Here is a 21,629-nt window from a genome sequence, read left to right on the forward strand (position 1 = left end):
GTGCCCACAGGATAGCGGATTGGCTGCGCCGTGTGCGCCGGGCCGCGAGCCTTGCGCTACGGCTGTCAGAGCCGGGCAGTGCTGATGGTGATGTAGCCTTTGCCCGCCAGCGCAATGCGTATCTGGGTTTCGTCTGTGGCTGCCTTGCGGTTGCGTTTGATGCATACGCCGTCGATTGCCGCCGCGCGCATGTGCTCGGCAATGGCGCGCCCGTTCGGGTCGAAAAGCACCTCGCTGGCCAGCAGCTCGATGCGCTCGATCAGCAAACGGGTCTGTTCGTCTGTAGCGCAGAAGAACATCACCCCTGACAGGTGCGGGTCGTCATCAGGGTTGCTGATGTCATGGGCGAGCATTTCGCGCAGGCTGCTGCGCAGTTCGGCAATGGAGCGTGCGTACGGGTGCATGCGGCGTTTCCCCTGGCTGGTCATGCTGCGCCGATCTTGTTTTCTCAACGCTGAGGCGGCAAGTAAGACGCGTCCGAACATTTTGTAGGGGAATTCTGAGTCTGCCCGAGTGGCAACCCTCTGTGCAGCCTTCACAAGGCTGCTGCGCCCGCCTTGGCCACTTGTGCGTCCTGGTCGGGCTTGACCCCCGACACGCCAATGGCACCCACCACCTGGCCCTGCACCTGCAGCGGTACACCGCCCTCCAGGCAGGTCAGCAGCGGTGCGGTGACGAACGCGGTGCGCCCGCGATTGACCATGTCTTCGTAGTCCCGGGTTTCCTTGCGCCCCAGCGCCGAGGTGCGGGCCTTTTCCATGGCAATGTAGGCACCGGCTGGCGCACACCCATCCAGACGCTGCAGGGCCAGAGGGTGCCCGCCGTCGTCGACCACCACGATGGTCACAGGCCACTGTTCGGCCAACGCATGCTGGCGCGCAGCCTCAAGTACACGGGTAACCTCGGCCAGGCCGATCACGGGTTTGCTATGCATGGGCGTTCTCCGGCCGCAAGGCGGCTTCGACGATTTCCACCCAGTGCCTGACGGGGGTGCGCCCTGCACCGGCGAGGTGGGTCTGGCAGCCGATGTTGGCCGTAGCGATGATGTGCGGCTTGCCGCTTTCCAGCGCGTTCAGGCGGTTGTCGCGCAGTTGCAGGGCCAGGTCCGGCTGGGTCAGCGAATAGGTGCCCGCCGACCCGCAACACAGGTGGCCATCGGGCACGGCGGTCAGGGTGAAGCCCAGGCGGGTCAGCAATGCCTCCACCGCCCCGCCCAGTTTCAGGGCATGTTGCAGGGTGCATGGGCAGTGAAAGGCCAGGCGCTGTTCAGCGCACAGGCCTAACTGCTCGACGGGCTCGGCAGCCAGCACCTCCACCAGGTCGCGGGCCAGCGCGCTGACGCGCGCCGCCTCGGCTGCGTACTGGCGGTCTTGTGCCAGCAGGTGGCCGTAGTCGCGCACGAACGCGCCGCAGCCACTGGCCGTTTGCACGATGGCCTCGGCACCCGCCTCGATGGCGGGCCACCAGGCGTCGATGTTGCGCCTTGCACGCTGCAGGCCCTGCGCCTGGGCGTTGAGGTGGTAGTCCACGGCGCCACAGCAGCCGGCCTGGCGGATCGGCTGCACACTGATCCCCAGCCGGTCGAGCAGCCGCGTGGCAGCGGCGTTGGTATTGGGCGAGAACGCCGCCTGCACGCAGCCTTCGAGCATCAGCAACCGGCGGGCATGGCGCGGCGACGGGCGCACGCCGGGCGGTGTCACTGATGCCGGCACTTTGCCCTTGAGCGTGGCCGGTAGCAGCGCTCGGAGGGCCTGGCCGCTGCGGGTCAGCGCCTTGAACAGTGCCGGGCGCGGGACCACCGCGCGCAGGCCCTGGCGCAGCAGGCGCTGGCCGAGTGGTCGCGGCACCTGCTGCTCGGCCACGGCGCGGCCAATGTCCAGCAGGTCGTGGTAGCGCACCCCGGACGGGCAGGTTGACTCGCAGTTACGGCAGCTCAGGCAACGGTCCAGGTGCAGTTGGGTGCTGGCGCTGACCGGCTCGCCTTCGAGCATCTGCTTGATCAGGTAGATACGGCCGCGCGGCCCATCCAGTTCGTCACCCAGCAACTGGTAGGTGGGGCAGGTGGCGGTGCAGAAACCACAGTGCACACAGGCGCGCAGGATGCTTTCGGCTTCGTCGGCGCGGGGCAGGCGGCGGGCGCTTTCGCTGAGGTTGGTTTGCATGGTCTGGCCTCACAGGTCCGGGTACAGGCGGCCGGGGTTGAATACCCCCTGGGGGTCGAGCTGTTGCTTGAGCGCCTGGTGGTAGCGCATCAGCGCAGCGGGCAGTGGCGGGCTGCTGGCCGCACCGGGGGTGTAGGCGGTCGCGTGGCCGCCCACCCTGGCAACCGCCTCGCGAATGCTGTGCGCCTCTGCGTCAGACTTGAGCCAGCGCTGGGCACCGCCCCAGTCGATCAATTGCTCGCCGGGCAATGCCAGCTCGCCGCAGGCAATGGGTACGGACAGCCGCCACAGCGGGGCGGGGCCGTTGAAAAAGGCCATGCGCTGTTCGCGCAGGTCGTTCCAGAACCGGCTGTCCAGCGCTTCACCGCCCAGCCGCAGGCGCGCCGAATGCACCGAACCCTCGCCGCCTTCCAGGCGCAGGTACAGGGCATCGCCGTGGTGGCAGGCGGCGCTGATCGGCAGCGGCTGCTGGCCCCATTCGGCCAGTTCGGCCAACGCCTCGTGGCGGCCCATCGGCAGCCGCAGGCTCAGGCACTGGCGCGGGCGTGGCAGCACCTTCAGCGACACCTCGGTCAACAAGCCCAGGCAACCGAAGCTGCCCGCCATCAGGCGCGACACATCGTAGCCAGCGACATTCTTCATGACCTCGCCGCCAAAGCGCAGCAGCTTGCCGTGGCCGGTAACCACGCGTGTACCCAGTAGGTAATCGCGCACCGACCCCGCCCAGGGCCGCCTGGGGCCGGACAACCCGGCCGCGACCATGCCGCCCAACGTCGCATCAGGCCCCAGGTGGGGCGGTTCGCACGGCAGCATCTGGCCGGCCTGGTGCAGCGCTGCCTCGATTTCGCGCAGCGGCGTGCCAGCGCGGGCGGTCAGCACCAGTTCGGTCGGGTTATAGCTGACGATGCCCCGGTGGCGGCGGGTGTCCAGCACTTCAGCCACCACCGGGTTGCCGAGCATGGCCTTGCTGCCGCTACCCTGAATGCGCAGTGCCGTCCCTTGGTTCAGCGCCTGGTTCACCTGTTCGAGCAGGGCCTGGCTGTCGTCGTGGTCCATGCTCATTAGAAACGCTCCAGCTCGGGAAAAGGCAGTTGCCCGTGGTGCACGTGCAACGCGCCGAATTCGGCGCAGCGGTGCAAGGTGGGGATGTTCTTGCCGGGGTTGAGCAGGCCTTGTGGGTCGAACGCAGCCTTCACCGCATGGAACAAGGTGATTTCGTCGCTGTTGAACTGTGCGCACATCTGGTTGATCTTTTCCCGGCCGACCCCGTGTTCACCCGTGATGCTGCCGCCCACGGCCACGCACAGTTCGAGAATCTTGCCGCCGATGGCCTCGGCGCGCTCCAGTTCACCCGGCAGGTTGGCATCGAACAGGATCAGCGGGTGCATGTTGCCGTCGCCGGCATGGAACACATTGGCCACGCGCAGGCCGTATTCGCTGGACAAGTCGCTGATGCCTTTCAGCACGCGCGGCAGCTCGCGGCGTGGGATGGTGCCGTCCATGCAGTAGTAGTCGGGTGAAATGCGCCCCACGGCCGGGAAGGCATTCTTGCGCCCGGCCCAGAAACGCACCCGCTCGGCCTCGTCGCAGGCCAGCCGCACGTCGCGGGCGCCGGCTTGCGCCAGCACGGCCGCGACCCGTTCGCAGTCAGCGTGCACATCGGCCTCGACACCGTCCAGCTCGCACAGCAGGATGGCCGCCGCCTCCACCGGGTAGCCCGCGTGGATGAAGTCCTCGGCGGCGCGGATTGCCAGGTTGTCCATCATCTCCAGGCCGCCGGGGATGATCCCGGCAGCAATGATCTGGGCCACGGCGCGGCCGGCGTCCTCGACACTGTCGAAGCTCGCCAGCAGTACCCGTGCGACTTGCGGTTTGGGCAGCAGCTTGACGGTCACTTCGGTGACGATGCCGAGCATGCCTTCGGAGCCGGTGAACAACGCCAGCAGGTCGAAGCCAGGGCAGTCGAGGGCATCGCTGCCAAGGGTCAGGCGTTCACCCTCGACGGTGAGTATTTCGACCTTGAGCAGGTTGTGCACGGTCAGGCCGTACTTCAAACAGTGCACGCCGCCGGCGTTTTCAGCCACGTTGCCGCCGATGGAGCAGGCTATTTGCGAAGAGGGGTCAGGTGCGTAGTACAGGCCATGGGGGGCTGCGGCCTGGGAAATGGCCAGGTTGCGTACCCCGGGCTGCACCCGGGCGAAGCGACCCTGCGGGTTGACCTCCAGGATGCGGTTGAAGCGCGCCATGACCAGCAGAATGCCCTTGGCCAGTGGCAGGGCGCCACCGGACAGGCCGGTACCGGCGCCACGCGCCACTACCGGTACGCCGCGTTGATGGCACAGCTTGAGCAGCGTCTGCACCTGCTCCAGGCGTTCGGGCAGCACGACCAGCAACGGTACGGTGCGGTAGGCCGACAGGCCGTCGCACTCGTAGGGCTTGAGGTCTTCTTCGCGGTGCAAAACGTGCAGGTCGGGCAGGGCAGCCTGCAATGCCCGCAACAGCGCCTCGCGGTCACTGCTGGGCAGCGCACCATCGACGCGTTCGTCGTAGAGAATGGTCATTGGCTCACTCGGCAACGGTTTTTATTGTTGTTGGCAAAGCGGTCACGCTTGCAGCCTGCGCGCGGTGCTAGTCTGGGTCGAGTGGGCTCGCCACTGGTCCTACCAGTTTTTCCGCTGGGTACTGGCCGTTGGTGGCCTGGCTTGGCTAGATTGCAGGCGGGTGTGCAAGTGGTCCTACCAGCAGGAGGGTGCGCTATGGCGAACGAGGGCAGGGCGAAGGTGGCCGACCAGGTGGCCGGGCGGGTCGAGCGGCTGATTGTCGAAGGCGTGCTCAAGGTGGGCGAGGCATTACCTTCGGAGCGGCGGCTGGTCGAGAAGCTGGGGTGTTCGCGCTCTGCACTGCGTGAGGGGCTGCGGGTGCTGCGCGGGCGCGGCATCATCGACACCGAGCACGGGCGCGGCTCCTTTGTCGCCGACCTCACCGGGCACGCGGGCTACACGCCGTTGATGCATCTGTTCAGCTCACAGCCGCGCACATTGTTTGACTTGCTGGAAGTGCGCGCCTTGCTCGAGGCCGAATCTGCCCGGCTGGCAGCGTTGCGCGCCACCGACGTGGACCGCTTGCTGATCCGCCGCCGCTATGAGGAGATGCTGGCCGCGCATCAGGCCGTCGAGGCCATTGATGCCCGTGAGCACGCCCACCGCGATCATGCGTTCCATCGGGCGATCAGCGAGGCCTCGCACAACCCCGTGCTGGTACATACCCTGCAATCGCTGAGCGATCTGACCCTGAACACAGTGTTTGCGTCGGTCAACAACCTGTACTGCCGGCCGGCGCAGAAACGCCAGATCGATCGCCAGCATGCACGCCTGTATCACGCGGTGATGGAGCAGTTGCCGGAACAGGCCCAGCGCGCGGCGCGCGAGCACATCCATGGCATTCGCGACAGTTTGCGGGAGATCGAACAGGAGGAGCAGCGCCTGGTCAGGGCGACCATGCGTATGGATGGTTGGGGGTGAGCCGAACCTGCGCCGGCCCCGGCGTGGGTAGATTCACGCAGAGGCAGGTGCAAGTCTGATTCAACGATCAGCGATGCGGTCATCCTGCGACAGAATGGCCCTGGCCAGCTCTTCGTCGTCGGCCTGTAGCCCTGGGTGGTCCTTGCGGGCCTGTTCCAGTGCGGCTTCGACATAAGCGCCGCGAATCGCACCCCCACTGGCAACGAACGCCGAAAGCTCGTCGCGGGCAGGAATGATCCGTTTGTCATCCTTGAAGGTGGAATACAGCGAAGCGGAAACACCGGCCGAGGTGGCGACGTCGCCCGCATCGACGCGGGCCAGTGCGGCACCGGCAGGCAGCAGGAGCAGCAGCGCAGGGGCGATGAGTAGGTGGCGCATGTCGTGTTCTCCAGAAGGGTGAAGCCCAAGGAATAAACCACTCAGAGGTTAAGAAAGCATCAGTGTGAAAGTAGTTCCGTTGTTCGTTGGCAGAATGCATGCCCGCAGGTGGTACCGGGCATTGACCGCCTCGCGGTGCGCGTGGTCTGCTCTGCCATTCGCTCATCACAGCCACCGCAAGGTTCGCCCATGCCTGACTACAAGCTGCATTGCTTCGCCGAATCCGGCAACGCCTACAAGGCCGCGCTGATGCTGCAATTGACTGGCCAGAACTGGCAGCCGGTGTTCGTCGATTTCTTCAACGGCCAGACCCGCGAGCAAGCCTGGCGCGATGAGGTCAATGAACAGGGTGAGGTGCCGGTGCTGGAGCACGCTGGCAAGTCCTTGACCCAGTCTGCGCTGATTCTGGAGTACCTTGCGCAGCAGACCGGGCAATTCGGCCCCCGCGACGCGGACGAAAAGCGCGAAATCTGGCGCTGGATGCTGTTCGACAACCATAAGTTCACCAGCTATTACGCGGCGCTGCGTTTCCTGTTCTGCCTGAAGAACACGGGCGAAACCGACGTGACGCAGTTCTTGCGCGAGCGTGCCACCGCCGCGTACCGCATTGTCGATGCCCATCTGGCGAAGGCCCCGTTCATGGTGGGCGGGCGGTTGACCATCGCCGACCTGTCGCTGGCGGGGTATGTGTTCATGCCGGAGGACACCGGTATGGCGTTGGCCGAGTTCACCCACATCGAGGCATGGAAGGCACGCATCCAAGCCATGCCAGGGTGGAAGCACCCCTACGAGCTGATGCCTCGTACCGGTGGGCAGCACTGAGGGCACGGGGCTGCTCTGGGCTTGAAGCACGGGCCCGCTCAGCCAGCAGGCCCGCGCAGCATCAGGTATGCGGCGTAGTGCGCGGTGGCACGGCACCCGCATACTCGGGCTTCAGGTGCCCCTGTTCGTCCAGCAGGTAGGCGTCCATCACTTCACGCACCACAGGCCCCGCCACCCGGCCACCGGCTTCGCCGTTCTCGATCATCACCGCCACCACCACGGCCGGGTGGTCAGCCGGGGCAAAGCCGACGAACAGGGCATTGTCGCGGTGCCGTTCCAGTGTCTTGTCACGGTTGTAGCGTTCACCCTGCTTGATCGCCACCACCTGTGCGGTGCCGCTTTTGCCGGCAATCCGGTACTGCGCGCCGGCCGCGGCCGCACGGGCGATACCCCGCGGGTCGTGCATGACCATCTGCATGCCCTGGCTGACCTGGTCCCAGGCGTGCTTGTCATGCAGCACGATGTCGGGCATCGGGTGGGGGTCGACCGGTGCATCGCCGCCTACGGTCATGGCCAGGTGCGGGCGGTGCCACACGCCCTTGCTGGCCAGCAGGCTGGTGGCCTGGGCCAGCTGCAACGGGGTGACCTGCATGTAGCCCTGGCCGATGCCAAGGATCAGTGTTTCGCCAGGGAACCAGGCCTGGCGCCGGGTGGCCCGTTTCCATTGGGCCGAAGGCATCAGGCCGGCGGCCTCTTCGAACATGTCCAGCGACACCTTCTGGCCCAGGCCGAACTCCGCCATGTAGTCGTGCAGGCGATCGATGCCCAGTTTGTGCGCCAGGTCGTAGAAGTAAGTGTCGTTGGAGCGCATGATGGCTGTGTACATGTCTACCCAGCCGTCACCGCTGCGGTTCCAGTTGCGGTATTTGTGGGCGTAGTTGGGCAGCTCGTAGTAGCCCGGGTCGAACACCCGGCTGCCGGGGGTGATCACGCCGCTGTCGAGGCCGGCGATGGCCACTTCCGGCTTCACCGTCGAGCCGGGCGCGTACAGGCCGCGCAGCACGCGGTTGAACAGTGGGCGGTCGATCGAATCGCGCAATTGTGCGTACTGCTTGAAGCTGATGCCCTTGACGAACAGGTTGGGGTCGAAGCTGGGGTTGCTGACCATGGCCAGCACGTCACCATTGGCCGGGTCCAGCACCACCACCGAGCCACGGCGGTCGCCCAGGGCCTTTTCGGCAGCGACTTGCAGGCGGGCGTCCAGTGTCAGCACGATGTCCTGCCCGGGTGTCGGGGCCTTGTGGTTGAGCACGCGCATCACCCGGCCCTGGGCGTTGGTCTCGACTTCCTCATAGCCCACATGGCCATGCAGCTGGCTTTCGTAGAAGCGCTCGATGCCGGTCTTGCCAATCGACTGGGTGCCCCGGTATTCGGTGCTGTCGAGTACTTTGGCCTCCTTCTCGTTGATGCGCCCCACGTAGCCAACCGAATGGGCGAAATGCGCGCCCAGCGGGTACTCGCGGATGAACTGTGGTTCGACCTCCAGGCCCGGCAGGCGGAACTGGTTGACCGCCACCAGGGCGATCTGCTCTTCGCTCAGCCCCACTATCAGGGTGACCGGCTCGAACGGCTTGCGGCCCCGGCGCAGGTCCTTGTCGAACTGCTTGCGGTCGTCCTCGTTCAGCCCCAGTACCTGGGTCAGGGTATCGAGCACCTTGGCCGAATTGCCGCCGGTCCGCTCGCGGGTAATGGTCAGGTCGAAGCTGGGCTTGTTGTCGGCCAGCACCACGCCGTTGCGGTCGTAGATAAGCCCGCGCTCAGGGGCGATGGGCAGCACATGCACGCGGTTGTTTTCCGAGACGGCGCTCTGCTGGTCGTGCTGCAGCACCTGCAGCACATAGAGCCGACCCACCAGCACGGCACACAGGCTGAAGACCAGGGCGGCGCAGGCCAGAAGCCGGCGGTTGACCAGGTGCTTTTCCTTTTCGTGGTCCTTGAGGGGGATAGGTTGCGGCATTCGGGGCTCTTTTGTGCGGGTTTCGCGCCGATGTGCAGGCGCGCGAACGGGCGGGGGATGCTACGCAACCCACCCGGCAGCCTCAAGCCTGGTGGTGGCTGGCGGTAGCCTGGCTTGCGCTGTGCGCCGCATGGTCAGGGCGCTGGGGCGCTATATGAAGATTTGTTCATGGCGCCGGGTGCGATGACAGGCCTATGCGGTAATGCCGTGATCGATATGGATCCATGCACTGAATCTGTTCGATAAACGAACGCGAATTAACGGTAATCATGAATATGTAAAGTACTGATAATTAAGATTTAAATTTTTGGTTTTTGGGCTGATCAGAATGTCATCACCGGCCTGAGCCGTGCTTGCTTTAGCCCCATGGATTGTTTGTGGATCCATTATTTGTTTGATTAGCGCCTGACATCGGCTGGAGCCCTCCAGCCTGATGCGCCGACAACTACAAGAAGGGTTCAGTCATGAATGGCTTTTCCAGGGTATGGAACCGTCAGGGTTCCTTGCGCTTTGCCTGCGCGTGCGTTGCCGTTGTGCCACCTGCAAAGCGGCAGGTGGCGCTATGAATAACGACCTCAAGCAGCGCCTGGACAACGACCCGATGGGGCGCTTTCAGTGCCTGGCCATCGGCATATGCATCCTGCTCAACATGATCGACGGCTTCGACGTGCTGGTCATGGCCTTTACCGCTGCCTCGGTGTCTGCCGAGTGGAACCTCAACGGGGCGCAGGTGGGCTTGCTGCTCAGTGCCGGCCTGTTCGGCATGGCGGCGGGCTCGCTGTTCATCGCACCCTGGGCTGACCGTTTCGGGCGGCGCCCGCTGATCCTGCTATGCCTGGTGCTGTCGGGGGTCGGCATGCTGCTCTCGGCGTTGAGCCAGAGCCCGATGCAACTGGCCCTGTTGCGTGGGCTGACGGGCCTGGGCATTGGCGGCATCCTGGCCAGCAGCAACGTCATTGCCAGCGAATATGCCAGCAAACGCTGGCGCGGCCTGGCGGTCAGCCTGCAGTCCACCGGCTATGCCCTGGGGGCAACCCTGGGCGGTTTACTGGCGGTGTGGCTGCTGGGGCAGTGGGGTTGGCGGTCGGTGTTTCTGTTCGGCGGCATCGTCACCGTCTGCGTGTTACCGCTGGTCTGGTTGTGGTTGCCGGAGTCGCTGGACTTTCTGCTGGCACGCCGGCCAGCCAACGCCCTGGTGCGGGTCAATCGCTTGGCCGTAAGGCTAGGCCACCCGGCACTGGCGCAGCTGCCAGCGCTTGCGGCCAGGGTGCCGGGCAGTGCCAGCGGTTTCCGGCAACTGTTGGTGCCGGCCATGCGCCGGACCACGCTGGTGATCTGGCTGCTGTTCTTCCTGGTCATGTTCGGTTTCTACTTCGTCATGAGCTGGACCCCGAAGCTGCTGGTGGCTGCCGGGCTGTCCGCGCAGCAAGGCATTACGGGCGGTGTTCTGTTGAGCGTGGGCGGCATCCTCGGTGCGGCGCTGATCGGCGGGCTGGCCTCGCGCTGGCCGCTTACCCGCGTGCTGGCGCTGTTCATGCTGACCACTGCGGCGCTGCTGGTGCTGTTCGTGGCCAACGGGGGCTCGGCTAGCGCGGCATTGGCCCTGGGCCTGTTGATCGGGCTGTTCGCCAACGGCTGCGTGGCCGGCTTGTATGCCTTGTCGCCGGTGGTCTACGACGCATCGGTGCGCGCCACCGGCGTGGGGTGGGGCATCGGCATCGGGCGTATGGGCGCCATTGTGTCGCCCACCGTGGCGGGTGTGCTGCTCGATGGCGGCTGGCAGCCGCTGCACTTGTATGGGGTGTTTGCCAGTGTGTTCATGCTGGCGGCGGGGTGCCTGCTACTGCTGCGCTCACCCAGGCCGGCCCCAGTGGCGGTCAGCGATGCGCTGAGCCACTGACTACTCGAGCCCGGCTTGCGCTAAGATGCCGGCTCGTTTCCCTGGAAGTTGCCTGGATGAGCAAGCCCGGTCAAATGGTGCTGGTCGCGTTGCGCAAGATGATCGCCTCAGGCGAGCTGGCGGCCGGCGAGCGCCTGATGGAAGTTCCCACTGCCGAACTGTTCGGCGTTTCACGCATGCCGGTGCGCATGGCCTTTCGCACGCTCGAACAGGAAGGCCTGCTGGTCCGCTTCGGCGGCCGGGGCTTTCAAGTGCGTTCGGTGAGCGCCGATGACATTGCCGGTGCAGTCGAGGTGCGCGGTGTGCTCGAAGGCCTGGCCGCCCGCCAGGCTGCCGAGCGCGGCTTGGCCGCGCCGGCCCGTGCGGCACTGCAGCAGTGCCTGATAGAGGGCGACCAGCTGTTCGACAAGGGCTTCGTGACCGAAGAAGACCTGCAGGCCTACCACGATCTGAACATGCGCTTTCACCAGGTGATCATCGAAGCCAGCCACAACCCGGCCATTACCGTGGCGCTGGCGCGCAACGACCACCTGCCATTCGCCTCGGTCACGGCGCTGGCGGTAGACCGCCACGACCTGGCCCGTGAATACCGGCGCTTCAACTTCGCCCACATGCAGCACCATGCCGTGTTCGATGCCCTGGTCAACCGCCAGGGTGCCCGCGCCGAAGCGATCATGCGCGAGCATGCCAATGCAACCTTGCGCTATGCCGAAACCTTCGGCGCAAACGCCTCGGGCACCGGCATGCAGGTGATCCTTCCCAGTGCGCTGGCCGCTTCAGATATCCAGCACCAGTAACGGTGTTTTCGCGCGCGAGCAGCAAGGCGTGAACTGATCGTTGAGGGCTTGTTCCTCTTCGGTCAGGAACAGGTCGCGGTGGTCTGGCGTGCCCTGCAGTACGCGGGTCAGGCACGTGCCGCAAATACCTCGCTCGCACGACATGGCGATCTCGATGCCGTTTTGCTCCAGTACCTGTACCACGGTCTGGTCGGCTGGCACCTCGAACACTTGGCCGGTGCTGTTGACCTGTACCGAGAAGCTGCCGTCGTTGCTGGCGTCCACGGGTGCGGCTGCGAAATACTCGCGGTGCAGGTTGGCCTCCTGCCAGCCCAGCTCCCTGGCGCTGCCCAGCACATGCTGCATGAACCCGCCCGGCCCGCACACATACAGGTGCACGTCAGCTTGCGGGTTGCCCAGCACCTGGCGAGCGTCCAGCGCCGTTTCCGGCTGCTCGTCAAAATGCACGAACAAGCGGTCGGCAAAGGGCGCGTTGCGGATACGCCCGACGAATGCGGCACGCTCACTGGAGCGGGCGCAGTAGTGCAGCTCGAAATCGTGGCCACTGTGGGCCAACTGCTCGGCCATGCACAGGATCGGGGTAATGCCGATGCCGCCGGCAAACAGCAGGCTGCGCCGCGCCCCATCGGCCAGCGGGAACAGGTTGCGCGGCGCACTGATCTGCAGCCGCGCGCCGACCTGCACCTGCTCGTGCAGGCTGCGTGAGCCGCCCCGCGAAGCCGGGTCATGGAGTACGCCGATCAGGTAGCGGTGGCGCTCTTGCGGGTGGTTGCACAGCGAATACTGGCGCACCAGGCCATCGGGCAGGTGCACGTCAATGTGGGCCCCGGCGCTGAATGCCGGCAGCAGGCTGCCATCTGCCGAGGCCAGCTCGAAACTGCAGATACCCTGCGCTTCATCGTTACGGGATACCACGATGGCATCGATCATGTCGGTGGCTCCTCAGGCAGGGGTGGCGCTGGTGGCGATCAGTTGCGGCTGTGCTGCACGCTCTTTGGCGATGATCCGCTCCAGCACCTTGCGCGATTGCACGCCACCGGCATCGATGTTCAGCTTCAGCAGGTTGCGCCCAGGGTTGGCCAGCAGGTTCTGTTGCTGGCGCTCGAGCATTTCCAGGTCTTCGCTGAAAATCTTGCCCTGGCCCTCGCGGATGTCGGCGGTCAGGTTCTGGTCGTGCGCGGCAAAATTGCGCGCCATGCCCCAGAAGTACCAGATCGAGGTGTCGCTTTCCGGGGTGATGAAGTCGACCACGATGCTCGCGGCCTTGTGCTGCGCTGCAGCGTGGTAGCCACCCTTGCCGGCATGTGCCACACCCACTTCGATCAGGACGTGGCTGGGTGGGGTGAAGCGGCAGATCTGCCAGCGGTCCACCGGCACATCGTCGGCCAGGCCGTTGCCGCGCAGGGCCATGCGCCAGAAGGGCGGGGCCATGATGTTTTCCATGTGCCGGGCGGTGACCACTTCGTCGCCGGTGACGGTGGTGACGGGCGGGGCTTCGTCGATTTCCTTCTGGCCGATGCTGGAGGCATGCACGTAGGTTTCGTGGGTCAGGTCCATGAGGTTGTCAATCATCAGGCGATAGTCGCAGCCAATGTGGAACAGCCCTCCGCCGTACGCCCACTCTTCATTGTCTGCCCATTCCAAATGCGGGATAAGCGCTGGGTCGGCCTGCGCCTGGTCGCCAGGCCAGACCCAGATGAAGCCATGGCGCTCCACGACGGCAAACGCCTTGTTGCACGGAAAGCCGCGAACCCGCTGGCCAGGCATCGACACCGTCTTGCCGTCGCAGCCCATGACCAGGCCGTGATAGCCGCAGACCAGGTTGCCGTCTTCCACGTAGCCCAGGGATAACGGCGCGCCTCGGTGCGGGCAGAAGTCCTCGACAGCGGCTACACGGTTCTGCTGGCCACGGTAAAAGACGATTTTTTCGCCGCAGATCTGTCGGCCCAAGGGCTTGTCGGCAATTTCGTCAGGGGTGCAGGCAACGTACCAGGTGTTTTTCGGGTACATGAAGGCTCTCCAAGTTTTGTTTTTGTTTAATGGATCCATTAGAGCCATATGCGCGTGCGTGGTCAATCTGCATTTACGTAATGAATAGCGCTATTTGTGCGATTATCGAATCGTCTGTGGATCCATTGATGGGCGCGTCTCTCCTATGTGTCCGTGACCTGCTATTACTGGATAGTCACCCGAGACCCCAAGGCCCCCCCGATGCTGGCCATCGAAAACCTGCACAAATCATTTGCCACCCCCCAAGGGCCGTTGCCGGTGTTGCAGGGCGTCGACCTGTGCCTGGCGCGCGGCAGCAGCCTGGCCTTGATGGGCGAGTCTGGCAGTGGCAAGAGCACCTTGCTGCACCTGGTGGCCGGCCTGGACCGTGCCGACAGCGGGCGCATCCTGATTGACGGCAGTGCCCTGGACAGCCGCTCGGAGGCGTCCCTGGCACTGTGGCGGCGACAGGGGATTGGCCTGGTGTTCCAGCAGTACAACCTGATCAGCAGCCTGGACGTGGGCAGCAACCTGGCATTCCAGGCCCGGCTGGCCAACCGGCACGACCCCGAATGGGGCGCCCACCTGGCTCAACGCCTGGGCCTGGCTGACCTGCTCGGGCGTTACCCTGAACAACTGTCGGGCGGCCAGCAGCAACGCGTGGCCATCGGCCGCGCATTGGCTGGGCGCCCGGCCTGGTTATTGGCTGACGAACCCACCGGCAGCCTTGACGAAGCCACCAGCGACGAAGTGCTGAGCCTGTTGCTGCAACTGGTCAGCGAGGCTGGCAGCGGCCTGCTGATGGTCACCCACAGCCCCCGGCTGGCGGCGCGGCTGCAGCAACGTTGCTACCTGCAGGGTGGCCGTGTGCGCAGCGGGCAGGGCGCATGAGGCTGCTGTCGCTGGCCCTGTTGGCTTTGCTCAGCCACTGGCGGCGCCACCGCGTGCAGTTTTTCAGCATCTTCACCGGGCTGTGGCTGGCCACGGCGCTATGGACCGGGGTGCAGGCCTTGAACAGCCAGGCACGCAGCGACTACGCCAGGGCCAGTGCGGTACTGGCCGGGCCGCTGCAGACGCAACTGCTGCCACGCCACGGCGAACGCTTTGACCAGGCGCTGTACGTGCAACTGCGCAGGCTGGGTTGGGCGGTGTCGCCGGTGCTGGAGGGGCGCCTGCGCCTGCCAGGCGAGCCCGGGCGCAGTGTGCGCCTGATCGGCATCGAGCCATTGAGCCTGCCGGCGGCCAGCAGTATCGCCGGGGTGCAGCCCCAGGCGTTCGACCTGCAGGCGTTCATCGGCGTGCCCGGGCAGGCCTGGGTCGGGCCAGACACCTTGCGCCTGTTGAACATGACCGCAGGGCAGGTGGCCCACGACCGCGATGGGCAACCGCTGCCGCCGTTGCTGGTGCAAGCCGAGCTGGCCCCCGGGGTGATCGTGGTCGATATCGGCCATGCGCAGGCCTTGCTGCAGGCACCGCGGCAGTTGTCACGCCTGCTGGTAGCGGCAAGCCCGGGGCCTTTGCCTGCCGACATTGCGGCTGACCTTGTCGTGCAACCCCGGCAGGATGATGGCGGTTTGCAGCGCCTGACCGACAGCTTCCACCTCAACCTCACTGCGCTAGGCCTGTTGGCCTTCGTCGTCGGCCTGTTCATCGCCCATGCCGCGATTGGCCTGGCATTGGAACAGCGGCGCGGGCTGATTCGCAACCTGCGCGCCTGTGGTGTCAGCCTGGCTACCCTGCTGTGTGCCCTGGGTCTGGAGCTGGGGCTGTTCGCAGTGCTTGGCGGGCTGGCCGGGGTAGCCAGTGGCTACGCGGTGGCGGCCTGGTTGCTGCCCGATGTCGCCGCCAGTCTGCGCGGGCTGTATGGCGCGCAGGTCGCAGGCACGCTGAACCTGCCTGCGCAGTGGTGGTTGTGGGGCGTGATGGTGAGCGTACTCGGTGCACTGCTGGCCGGGCTGGGCAGCATCCTGCGCGCCGCACGCTTGCCCTTGCTGGCGTTGGCGCAGCCGCAAGCATGGCGCTTGGCACAGGGGCCGTGGCTGAGCCGTCAGGCTTGGGTAGCGGGCCTGTTGCTGGTGCTGGCGTCAGCTTGCGGGGTGTTCGGTGACAGCCTGCCCGGCGCCTTCGGTATGCTGGCGGCGCTGTTGCTGGGGGCGGCATTGGCGTTGCCAGCCTGGCTCGACAGGGTGCTGGCCTGGTTGGCGCGCCGTTGTCAGCGGCCGTTGGCCCAGTGGTTCGTTGCCGACAGCCGCCAGCAGTTGCCTGCCTTGAGCCTGGCGCTGATGGCCTTGCTGCTGGCGCTGGCTGCCAGCGTAGGTGTGGGCAGCATGACCGAGGGTTTTCGCAAGACCTTTGTCGGCTGGCTGGACCAGCGCTTGTCCGCCGACCTGTACGTGAGCCCAAGCGATACCGCGCAAGGCCTGCAGATAGCCCAGTGGCTGGGGCAGCAACCTGCCGTGCGGGTGGTTCTGCCTGGCTGGCGCGTCGAAACGCAGGTGCAAGGCTGGCCGGTCCAGGTGCAGGGCATTCTCGACCATCCCGTTTATCACAGCCGGTGGCCGTTGCTGGAACAGCAGCCGCAGGCCTGGCAGCTATTGGCCGAGGGGCAGGCCGTGATGCTCAGTGAGCAGCTGGCGCGGCGGTTGCGTTTGCACTTGGGGGACCACCTGAAGCTGCCCACGGACCCGTCTCGCGGCTTGCTCGTCGTTGGCCTGTACGCCGACTATGGCAACCCCAAGGGCCAAATGCTGGTGAATGCCCAATCGCTGCGCGCGCATTGGCCGGATGCTGCGTTGACAGGCTTGAGCGTCGACCTGCTCGACCCCCAGGGGGCCGCCTTGAAAGCCGCGTTGCAACAGCGCTTTCACCTCGACGACAGCCGGGTCGTGCAGCAGGCGCAGTTGAAGCGGTGGTCGACCGAGGTATTCAACCGCACCTTCGCCGCCACCGCCGCGCTCAACAGCCTGACCCTGGGCGTGGCCGGCGTGGCGCTGTTCATCAACCTGCTGACCTTGGGCCAGTCCCGTCTGCGCCAGCTGGCGCCGCTATGGGCCCTGGGGGTACGGCGTACCCAGCTGGTGTGGCTGAGCCTTGGCCAGGCACTGCTGCTCAGCAGCCTGACCGTGCTGTTGGCGCTGCCGTTGGGCCTGTTGCTGGCCTGGTGCCTGGTCGCGGTGGTGAATGTTCAGGCATTCGGTTGGCGTTTGCCGCTGCATGTGTTTCCCGCCCAGTTGCTGCAACTGGCCCTGCTGGGCCTGCTCACCAGCCTGTTGGCCAGCGCCTGGCCACTCTGGCAACTGGCCCGGCGTCAGCCGCGCGAACTGTTGAGGCCGTTTGCCGATGAAACGTAAAGCCTGGCTGTTGCTCTGCAGCCTGTTGTGCGGTTGTGATCAGCCGGCACCGCAAAGCTATGCCGGCCTCGGCCAGCCGGCAGGCGGGTTCAGCCAGGTCACCCGCGGCCATCGCCTGGAATTCCCACGGGACCATGCGGCCCACGATGGTTTCCGCATCGAGTGGTGGTACGTCACCGCCAACCTCAAAGACACCCAAGGGCGTGACTGGGGCGCGCAGTGGACGCTGTTCCGCTCAGCCCTGCGCCCCGGCCCGGAGACCGGCGATTGGCAGAGCCCGAACCTGTGGATGGGCCACGCCGCGTTGACCGGCCCCGGCGGCCATCGGTCAGCTGAAACCCTGGCCCGTGGCGGGATTGGCCAGGCGGGTGTGCAGGCCCAGCCGTTTCGGGCGTGGATCGACGATTGGTCGCTGCAGGGGCCGGGCGGTATCGACAACCTGCGCATGACGGCCGCTGGCAAAGGTTTTCGCTACGACCTGCAGTTGCGCAGCGAGCGGCCTCTGGTGCTGCACGGCCAGCAGGGCTACAGCGAAAAGTCGGGCAAGGGCCAGGCTTCTTACTACTACAGCCAGCCGTTCTACCGGGTGCGCGGCGAGGTCGAGCGCGACGGCCTGTGCATCGCGGTGGCTGGCCAGGCCTGGCTGGACCGGGAATGGAGCAGCCAGCCGCTGGATGCCGGGCAAACGGGCTGGGACTGGTTCTCGCTGCACCTGGACAGCGGCGCCAAGCTGATGCTGTTTCAGGTGCGCGAAGCGCACGGGGAGGCGTATCGCGCCGGCACCTGGATCGACCCGCAGGGCCAGGGGGTAGCGCTGTTGCCGGCACAGATCCGCTTGCAGCCGCTGGCCTGGGCCCGACAGGGCAATGGCAAGCAGCTGCCGACCCGCTGGCGGGTGCAGGTGCCTGAGCACGGGGTGGATGTGCAGGTCGATGCTGTTCAGCCGCAGGCGTGGATGCAGACGCGCTTCCCGTATTGGGAAGGGCCGGTGCGTTTGAGCGGCAGTGCCGGTGGCCGTGGGTACCTGGAAATGACCGGGTATTAAGCATTTCGAACCGGGCACGGCACTCTCTTTTGCAGGGGCATATACCTCCCGGTATATGGACAGCCCACCCCCCGCCGCTTAGCTTGAATGCTCAACGGGGCACGCCTTGCTCAGCATAAAAACAACGATGCCCCTGTGACCTTTCAGACCTGCCAACCCCACAACTCTAAAAATGAGGCGGCAAATGGAAAGCATCGGTACCTATGTCATCTACGTGATCATGGTGTGTGCGGTACTGGGTGCATTGGCATCCATCTATAACCCCGAAGGCGAGCTGGGCCAGGAGTTCATCGCCGGGCTGCACAGCATCGGCCCGATCTTCATCCCGGTCGCTGGCATCATGGCCGCGATCCCGTACATTTCAGCCGGCATCAGCCAGGTGATCGCGCCGCTGTTCCAGTTGATGGGCGCCGACCCTGGCACCGCGGGGCCTATCTTCATCGCCTCGGACATGGGCGGCTACCAGTTGGCCAAGGCTTTGGCGCAAAGCCCGGAAGGCTGGATCCTCGGCCTGATCACCGGGTTCCAGAGTGGTTCGACGATCATTTTCGTCATCCCGGTCGGGTTGGCCATGCTGCGCAAGGTCGATCACAAGTACATGGCACTGGGCATCATGGCTGGGCTGCTGGCCATTCCCTTGAGCATCATGATCATCGCCATGGCCATGCAGGGACTGGACCTGGGGGTGCGCCCGGATATCGCAACCACCGGTGCCGCCACCCAGGCCTTGCATTTTTCCTGGGCGATGCTGCTGCGCAACCTGATGCCCTTGATCCTGTTCTGCATTGCCCTGGCGGCGGCGCTGCGTTACTGCCCGGCACTGATGGTGTACCTGTTCCTCAAGCTCGGGCAGTTCATGTACATCGCCGTGGTGCTGGTACTGGTGGCGTCGATCGTGCAGTACTTCACCGGGCTGTTCAGCCATGTATTCGGCAGTTGGGGCTTCGCGCCGATCATCGCCGATGCCGATGACCAGTTCCGCGCCCTGGAGATTGCCGGCTACGTCGGCCTGATGCTGTGCGGGGCATTCCCCATGGTGCATTTGCTCAAGCGCTTTCTGGCGCGGCCGATCGAGCGCGTGGCATCGCGCTTCGGCATGTCTGGGGTCGGGGCTGCGGGTGTGCTGGCGGCTTCGGCCAATATCCTCGCCATGTTCCGCCTGGTCAGCGAGATGCCGCCCAAGGACAAGGTGTTGGTGATAGCCTTTTCGGTGTGCGCGGCCTTCACCTTCGGCGACCACATGGCCTTCTCGGCAAACTTCCAGCCCTCGCTGATCCTGCCGCTGATGATTGGCAAGCTCAGTGGCGGCCTGATTGCCATGCTGCTGGCCAGTTGGCTGGCCGTGCCCAAGGCGCAGGAAATGGGGCGCCAGGACGACGCCGCAGGCGCCTTCGCGGTGGCGCCCGAGCCGTCCTGAGCGCAAAGCGTCGTGCATTTGATCCGGAGCGCCCAGGGCGCCCCGGATTTTGTGCTTTTGGCTGGCCAAGACGGTAAGGTCATGAGGCTTTGGTGCATGAGAGCGTGGTGAACAATGACAAAAGACGAAGCGAACGGGCTGGCGGCGCTGATCGAAGCGATCGGCAGCGAACACTTCGGGCCGGCGCTGGACAAGGTGATAGGCGACAAGCTGGCGTTCGACATGAGCTGTGCGTACCTGTTCCAGTTCAACCAGCCGGCCGTGCTGGTGCATAACGGCTACAACCACAGCGTCAGCGAGCGCACCCTGAACGCCTATGTGCGCGGCGGTTACTTGCTGGACCCGTTTTATGTGGCCTGCGTCAACGAGCACCCAGCCGGGCTGTGGCGCATGAGTGAACTGGCGCCCGACTGCTTCTTCTCTTCAGGTTTCGCCATCTCCCGTGATATCCACCCTTGCGTGGCCTCCGGCTACGGCACGGCAGTGGAAGAGGTGGGGTTCATCATGCCGCTGCAGCCCCAGGTGGCCATGGTCTATTCGCTGATGCGCCATCAGCGCAGTGGGGACTTCAGCGCGGCGGAAATGGCGCTGCTGGCGGACCTGGCGCCATTGCTGGCCGCGCTGTTCGGCCAGCACTGTCGGCTGCGTTTTGCCGAGTGCCTGCGGGCTTCGCCGGAAGGCGCCGTGCTGGAGGATGCCTTCGTGGAAATCCTGCAGGGGCAGTTGACCGAGACCCAGCGTTTGATCGCCAAGCTGTTGCTGCAAGGGCACAGCAACGCCTCGATTGCCCGGCAGTTGAATATCTCGGAGGGGACGGTGAAGGTGCACAAGCACAACATCTACCAGCGGCTGGACATTTCCACCAACGCCGAACTGTTTCGCCTGTTCATCGATTATCTGGCCAAGGCATAGCACCGCGCGTTGCCGGCAGTGGGCCGCTGCGCGGCCCGTACGCGGTGCAAGCCCGCCCCGGCACGTTGCCAGGTGCGCCAGGAGCGGGGTGCTTATTTGAACAGCGGGCTGAGATGTTCGCTCAGGTAGGTGCCCTGCGGGTCCAGCTGCCGGCGCAGCTTGCGGAAGTCCTCGGCACGCGGGTAGATGGCGCTTACATCCTCGCCCGTCAGGAAGTGCAACTTGCCCCAATGCGGCCGGGCGCCATACGACCGCAGGATCTGGTCCACCGCGCGCAAGTAGTCCCAGTAATCGGTGCCCGGCTCGCCGGATACCGAAATGGTCACGCTGTCCTGTTCGAAGAACGGGCTCATCCAGGCGCCGTCACCTGCCGTGAACCGGTACTCGATGGGGTAGATGGCTTGCGGGAAGTCTTCCAGCATCAGCTTGCGCACTGCCCGCAGGGCTTCCTTGCTGTGGCGCAGCGGCACGGCGTACTCCAGTTCATGGAAATTGGGCAGGTACTCGATCGGGTACACATCCGAGCTGTACGCGACCTTCTCGAATGCGCTTTCCCAGGCGGGGCGATCCGTAATGTCCATGACCTTGACTTCGCACACGTCGGTGGTGCGCCCGCTGCTACTGGTGGCCGCGGTGTCGGGCAGGCAATAGCAGTGCCGGCTCTGCTCGGTGGGGCACCAGAAGAAACTGAAATGGCGATGCTTGCGCGCCAGTTCGTCGTGCCTGTCCATCACGCTCTCGAAGTCTTCGCGCCAAATGCGCTCGTGCAGGTTGAAGCTGTCGGTCACCTGCAAGGTCAGTTCGCTGACGATGCCCAGCACACCCAGGGAAACGCGGCCCGCCTGCAGCAGGTCAGGGGTGCTTTCATCGACGACGAGAATGTCGCCGTTGGGTTGCACCAGCTTCATGCCCACTATCGACGAGGCCAGGTTGCCCAGGGTAAGGCCTGTGCCGTGAGTACCGGTGGTGAGTGCCCCGGCAATCGACTGGCTGTCGATGTCGCCCTGGTTGACCATCGACAGGCCGGCCGCCCGCAGGGCCTTGCCGAAGGCATTGATGGTGGTGCCGGCTGCGGCGGTGACGCGCTTTCTGGCGTGGTCGACATGGCGTATGCCGCTCATGTTGGCCAGCGTCAGGTGCAGGCCATTGGTCAGCGCTACCGGGGTGAACGAATGCCCGGACCCGGCCACCCGAACGTTCATGCCGTTGCGGCTGGCCTGGTTGACCAGCGTGCACAGTTCGTCTTCGCTGGCCGGCGCCCCGCGTGCCGCGCGAATGCAGGACTGGTTACCGGCCCAGTTGCGCCAGTGCGCGTGGTCCAGGCCGAATTCGTTGATGTGCATGTTGTTGGAGGAAGTGCTCACGTCATTCTCCTGCTT

At 65.3% G+C, this 21,629-nt stretch carries 19 protein-coding genes; 9 read left to right on the forward strand and 10 right to left on the reverse strand.

Annotation, left to right across the window (positions count from 1 at the left end; all coding sequences use genetic code 11):
* Positions 1 to 65 precede the first annotated feature (65 nt).
* The 5 genes from AACG97_RS11325 to glcD all read right to left on the reverse strand — a co-directional run bounded on the left by AACG97_RS11325 (position 66) and on the right by glcD (position 4,723).
* Positions 66 to 404: a hypothetical protein gene (locus tag AACG97_RS11325; protein ID WP_033691133.1), complete on the reverse strand. Its 339-nt coding sequence runs from the start codon at positions 402 to 404 to the stop codon at positions 66 to 68.
* A 131-nt stretch (positions 405 to 535) separates the two neighbouring features.
* Positions 536 to 934, reverse strand: coding sequence for a heme-binding protein (locus tag AACG97_RS11330; protein ID WP_054911741.1), 399 nt, complete (start codon positions 932 to 934; stop codon positions 536 to 538).
* Positions 927 to 2,162 carry a glycolate oxidase subunit GlcF gene (glcF, locus tag AACG97_RS11335; RefSeq protein ID WP_225785604.1) on the reverse strand — a complete coding sequence of 412 codons (1,236 nt, stop codon included), beginning with the start codon at positions 2,160 to 2,162 and terminating at the stop codon, positions 927 to 929. The genes AACG97_RS11330 and glcF overlap by 8 nt, the downstream gene beginning before the upstream one ends.
* A 9-nt stretch (positions 2,163 to 2,171) precedes the next feature.
* On the reverse strand, positions 2,172 to 3,224 hold the full coding sequence (glcE, locus tag AACG97_RS11340; protein ID WP_225785603.1) for a glycolate oxidase subunit GlcE: 1,053 nt from the start codon (positions 3,222 to 3,224) through the stop codon (positions 2,172 to 2,174).
* Positions 3,224 to 4,723 carry a glycolate oxidase subunit GlcD gene (gene glcD, locus AACG97_RS11345; protein WP_047149655.1) on the reverse strand — a complete coding sequence of 500 codons (1,500 nt, stop codon included), beginning with the start codon at positions 4,721 to 4,723 and terminating at the stop codon, positions 3,224 to 3,226. Before glcD ends, glcE begins: the two co-directional genes overlap by 1 nt.
* A 195-nt stretch (positions 4,724 to 4,918) precedes the next feature.
* On the opposite strand from glcD, the gene glcC reads away from it, so the two are divergent.
* A complete protein-coding gene (glcC, locus tag AACG97_RS11350) occupies positions 4,919 to 5,683 on the forward strand; it encodes a transcriptional regulator GlcC (protein ID WP_009686496.1) in 765 nt (254 codons plus the stop codon).
* Positions 5,684 to 5,743: 60 nt separating this feature from the next.
* On the opposite strand, the gene AACG97_RS11355 is transcribed toward glcC, so the two are convergent.
* Positions 5,744 to 6,061 carry a DUF2388 domain-containing protein gene (locus AACG97_RS11355; protein WP_009686497.1) on the reverse strand — a complete coding sequence of 106 codons (318 nt, stop codon included), beginning with the start codon at positions 6,059 to 6,061 and terminating at the stop codon, positions 5,744 to 5,746.
* Between the two features lie 189 nt (positions 6,062 to 6,250).
* Here AACG97_RS11355 and AACG97_RS11360 point away from each other — a divergent pair, with 189 nt between their 5' ends.
* Entirely contained in the window at positions 6,251 to 6,883 is a 633-nt protein-coding gene (locus AACG97_RS11360; protein WP_009686498.1) for a glutathione S-transferase family protein, read from the forward strand.
* 61 nt (positions 6,884 to 6,944) lie between these two features.
* Here the strand turns inward: AACG97_RS11360 and mrdA are convergent, their stop codons facing one another.
* Positions 6,945 to 8,840 (reverse strand): penicillin-binding protein 2, encoded by a 1,896-nt coding sequence (gene mrdA, locus AACG97_RS11365; protein ID WP_047149654.1) that lies wholly within the window; start codon positions 8,838 to 8,840, stop codon positions 6,945 to 6,947.
* Positions 8,841 to 9,402: 562 nt separating this feature from the next.
* Here mrdA and AACG97_RS11370 point away from each other — a divergent pair.
* Both AACG97_RS11370 and AACG97_RS11375 read left to right on the forward strand, forming a co-directional pair.
* Positions 9,403 to 10,740, forward strand: coding sequence for an MFS transporter (locus AACG97_RS11370; protein WP_009686502.1), 1,338 nt, complete (start codon positions 9,403 to 9,405; stop codon positions 10,738 to 10,740).
* A 56-nt stretch (positions 10,741 to 10,796) separates the two neighbouring features.
* Positions 10,797 to 11,537 (forward strand): GntR family transcriptional regulator, encoded by a 741-nt coding sequence (locus tag AACG97_RS11375; protein ID WP_009686503.1) that lies wholly within the window; start codon positions 10,797 to 10,799, stop codon positions 11,535 to 11,537.
* Here AACG97_RS11375 and AACG97_RS11380 read toward each other — a convergent pair.
* Together AACG97_RS11380 and AACG97_RS11385 are read right to left on the reverse strand one after the other, a co-directional pair.
* On the reverse strand, positions 11,517 to 12,467 hold the full coding sequence (locus tag AACG97_RS11380; RefSeq protein ID WP_197884815.1) for a PDR/VanB family oxidoreductase: 951 nt from the start codon (positions 12,465 to 12,467) through the stop codon (positions 11,517 to 11,519). The two genes, AACG97_RS11375 and AACG97_RS11380, sit on opposite strands and share 21 nt — an antisense overlap.
* A gap of 12 nt (positions 12,468 to 12,479) precedes the next feature.
* On the reverse strand, positions 12,480 to 13,547 hold the full coding sequence (locus AACG97_RS11385; protein ID WP_009686505.1) for an aromatic ring-hydroxylating dioxygenase subunit alpha: 1,068 nt from the start codon (positions 13,545 to 13,547) through the stop codon (positions 12,480 to 12,482).
* 201 nt (positions 13,548 to 13,748) lie between these two features.
* Here AACG97_RS11385 and AACG97_RS11390 point away from each other — a divergent pair, with 201 nt between their 5' ends.
* The 5 genes from AACG97_RS11390 to AACG97_RS11410 all read left to right on the forward strand — a co-directional run bounded on the left by AACG97_RS11390 (position 13,749) and on the right by AACG97_RS11410 (position 20,250).
* Positions 13,749 to 14,417: an ABC transporter ATP-binding protein gene (locus tag AACG97_RS11390; protein ID WP_009686506.1), complete on the forward strand. Its 669-nt coding sequence runs from the start codon at positions 13,749 to 13,751 to the stop codon at positions 14,415 to 14,417.
* On the forward strand, positions 14,414 to 16,876 hold the full coding sequence (locus AACG97_RS11395; RefSeq protein ID WP_197884816.1) for an FtsX-like permease family protein: 2,463 nt from the start codon (positions 14,414 to 14,416) through the stop codon (positions 16,874 to 16,876). The genes AACG97_RS11390 and AACG97_RS11395 overlap by 4 nt, the downstream gene beginning before the upstream one ends.
* A complete protein-coding gene (locus AACG97_RS11400) occupies positions 16,866 to 17,921 on the forward strand; it encodes a lipocalin-like domain-containing protein (protein WP_009686508.1) in 1,056 nt (351 codons plus the stop codon). Before AACG97_RS11395 ends, AACG97_RS11400 begins: the two co-directional genes overlap by 11 nt.
* A gap of 184 nt (positions 17,922 to 18,105) precedes the next feature.
* Positions 18,106 to 19,338 (forward strand): ethanolamine utilization protein EutH, encoded by a 1,233-nt coding sequence (gene eutH, locus AACG97_RS11405; RefSeq protein ID WP_029887056.1) that lies wholly within the window; start codon positions 18,106 to 18,108, stop codon positions 19,336 to 19,338.
* A gap of 114 nt (positions 19,339 to 19,452) precedes the next feature.
* A complete protein-coding gene (locus AACG97_RS11410) occupies positions 19,453 to 20,250 on the forward strand; it encodes a helix-turn-helix domain-containing protein (RefSeq protein ID WP_009686510.1) in 798 nt (265 codons plus the stop codon).
* Positions 20,251 to 20,342: 92 nt separating this feature from the next.
* On the opposite strand, the gene AACG97_RS11415 is transcribed toward AACG97_RS11410, so the two are convergent.
* Positions 20,343 to 21,614, reverse strand: a complete 1,272-nt coding sequence (locus AACG97_RS11415) for a D-arabinono-1,4-lactone oxidase (RefSeq protein ID WP_009686511.1) — start codon at positions 21,612 to 21,614, stop codon at positions 20,343 to 20,345.
* Between the last annotated feature and the right edge of the window lie 15 nt (positions 21,615 to 21,629).

Source organism: Pseudomonas sp. Nvir, assembly GCF_963778085.1.
In the GTDB taxonomy this organism is placed as follows: Bacteria; Pseudomonadota; Gammaproteobacteria; order Pseudomonadales; family Pseudomonadaceae; genus Aquipseudomonas; species Aquipseudomonas juntendi.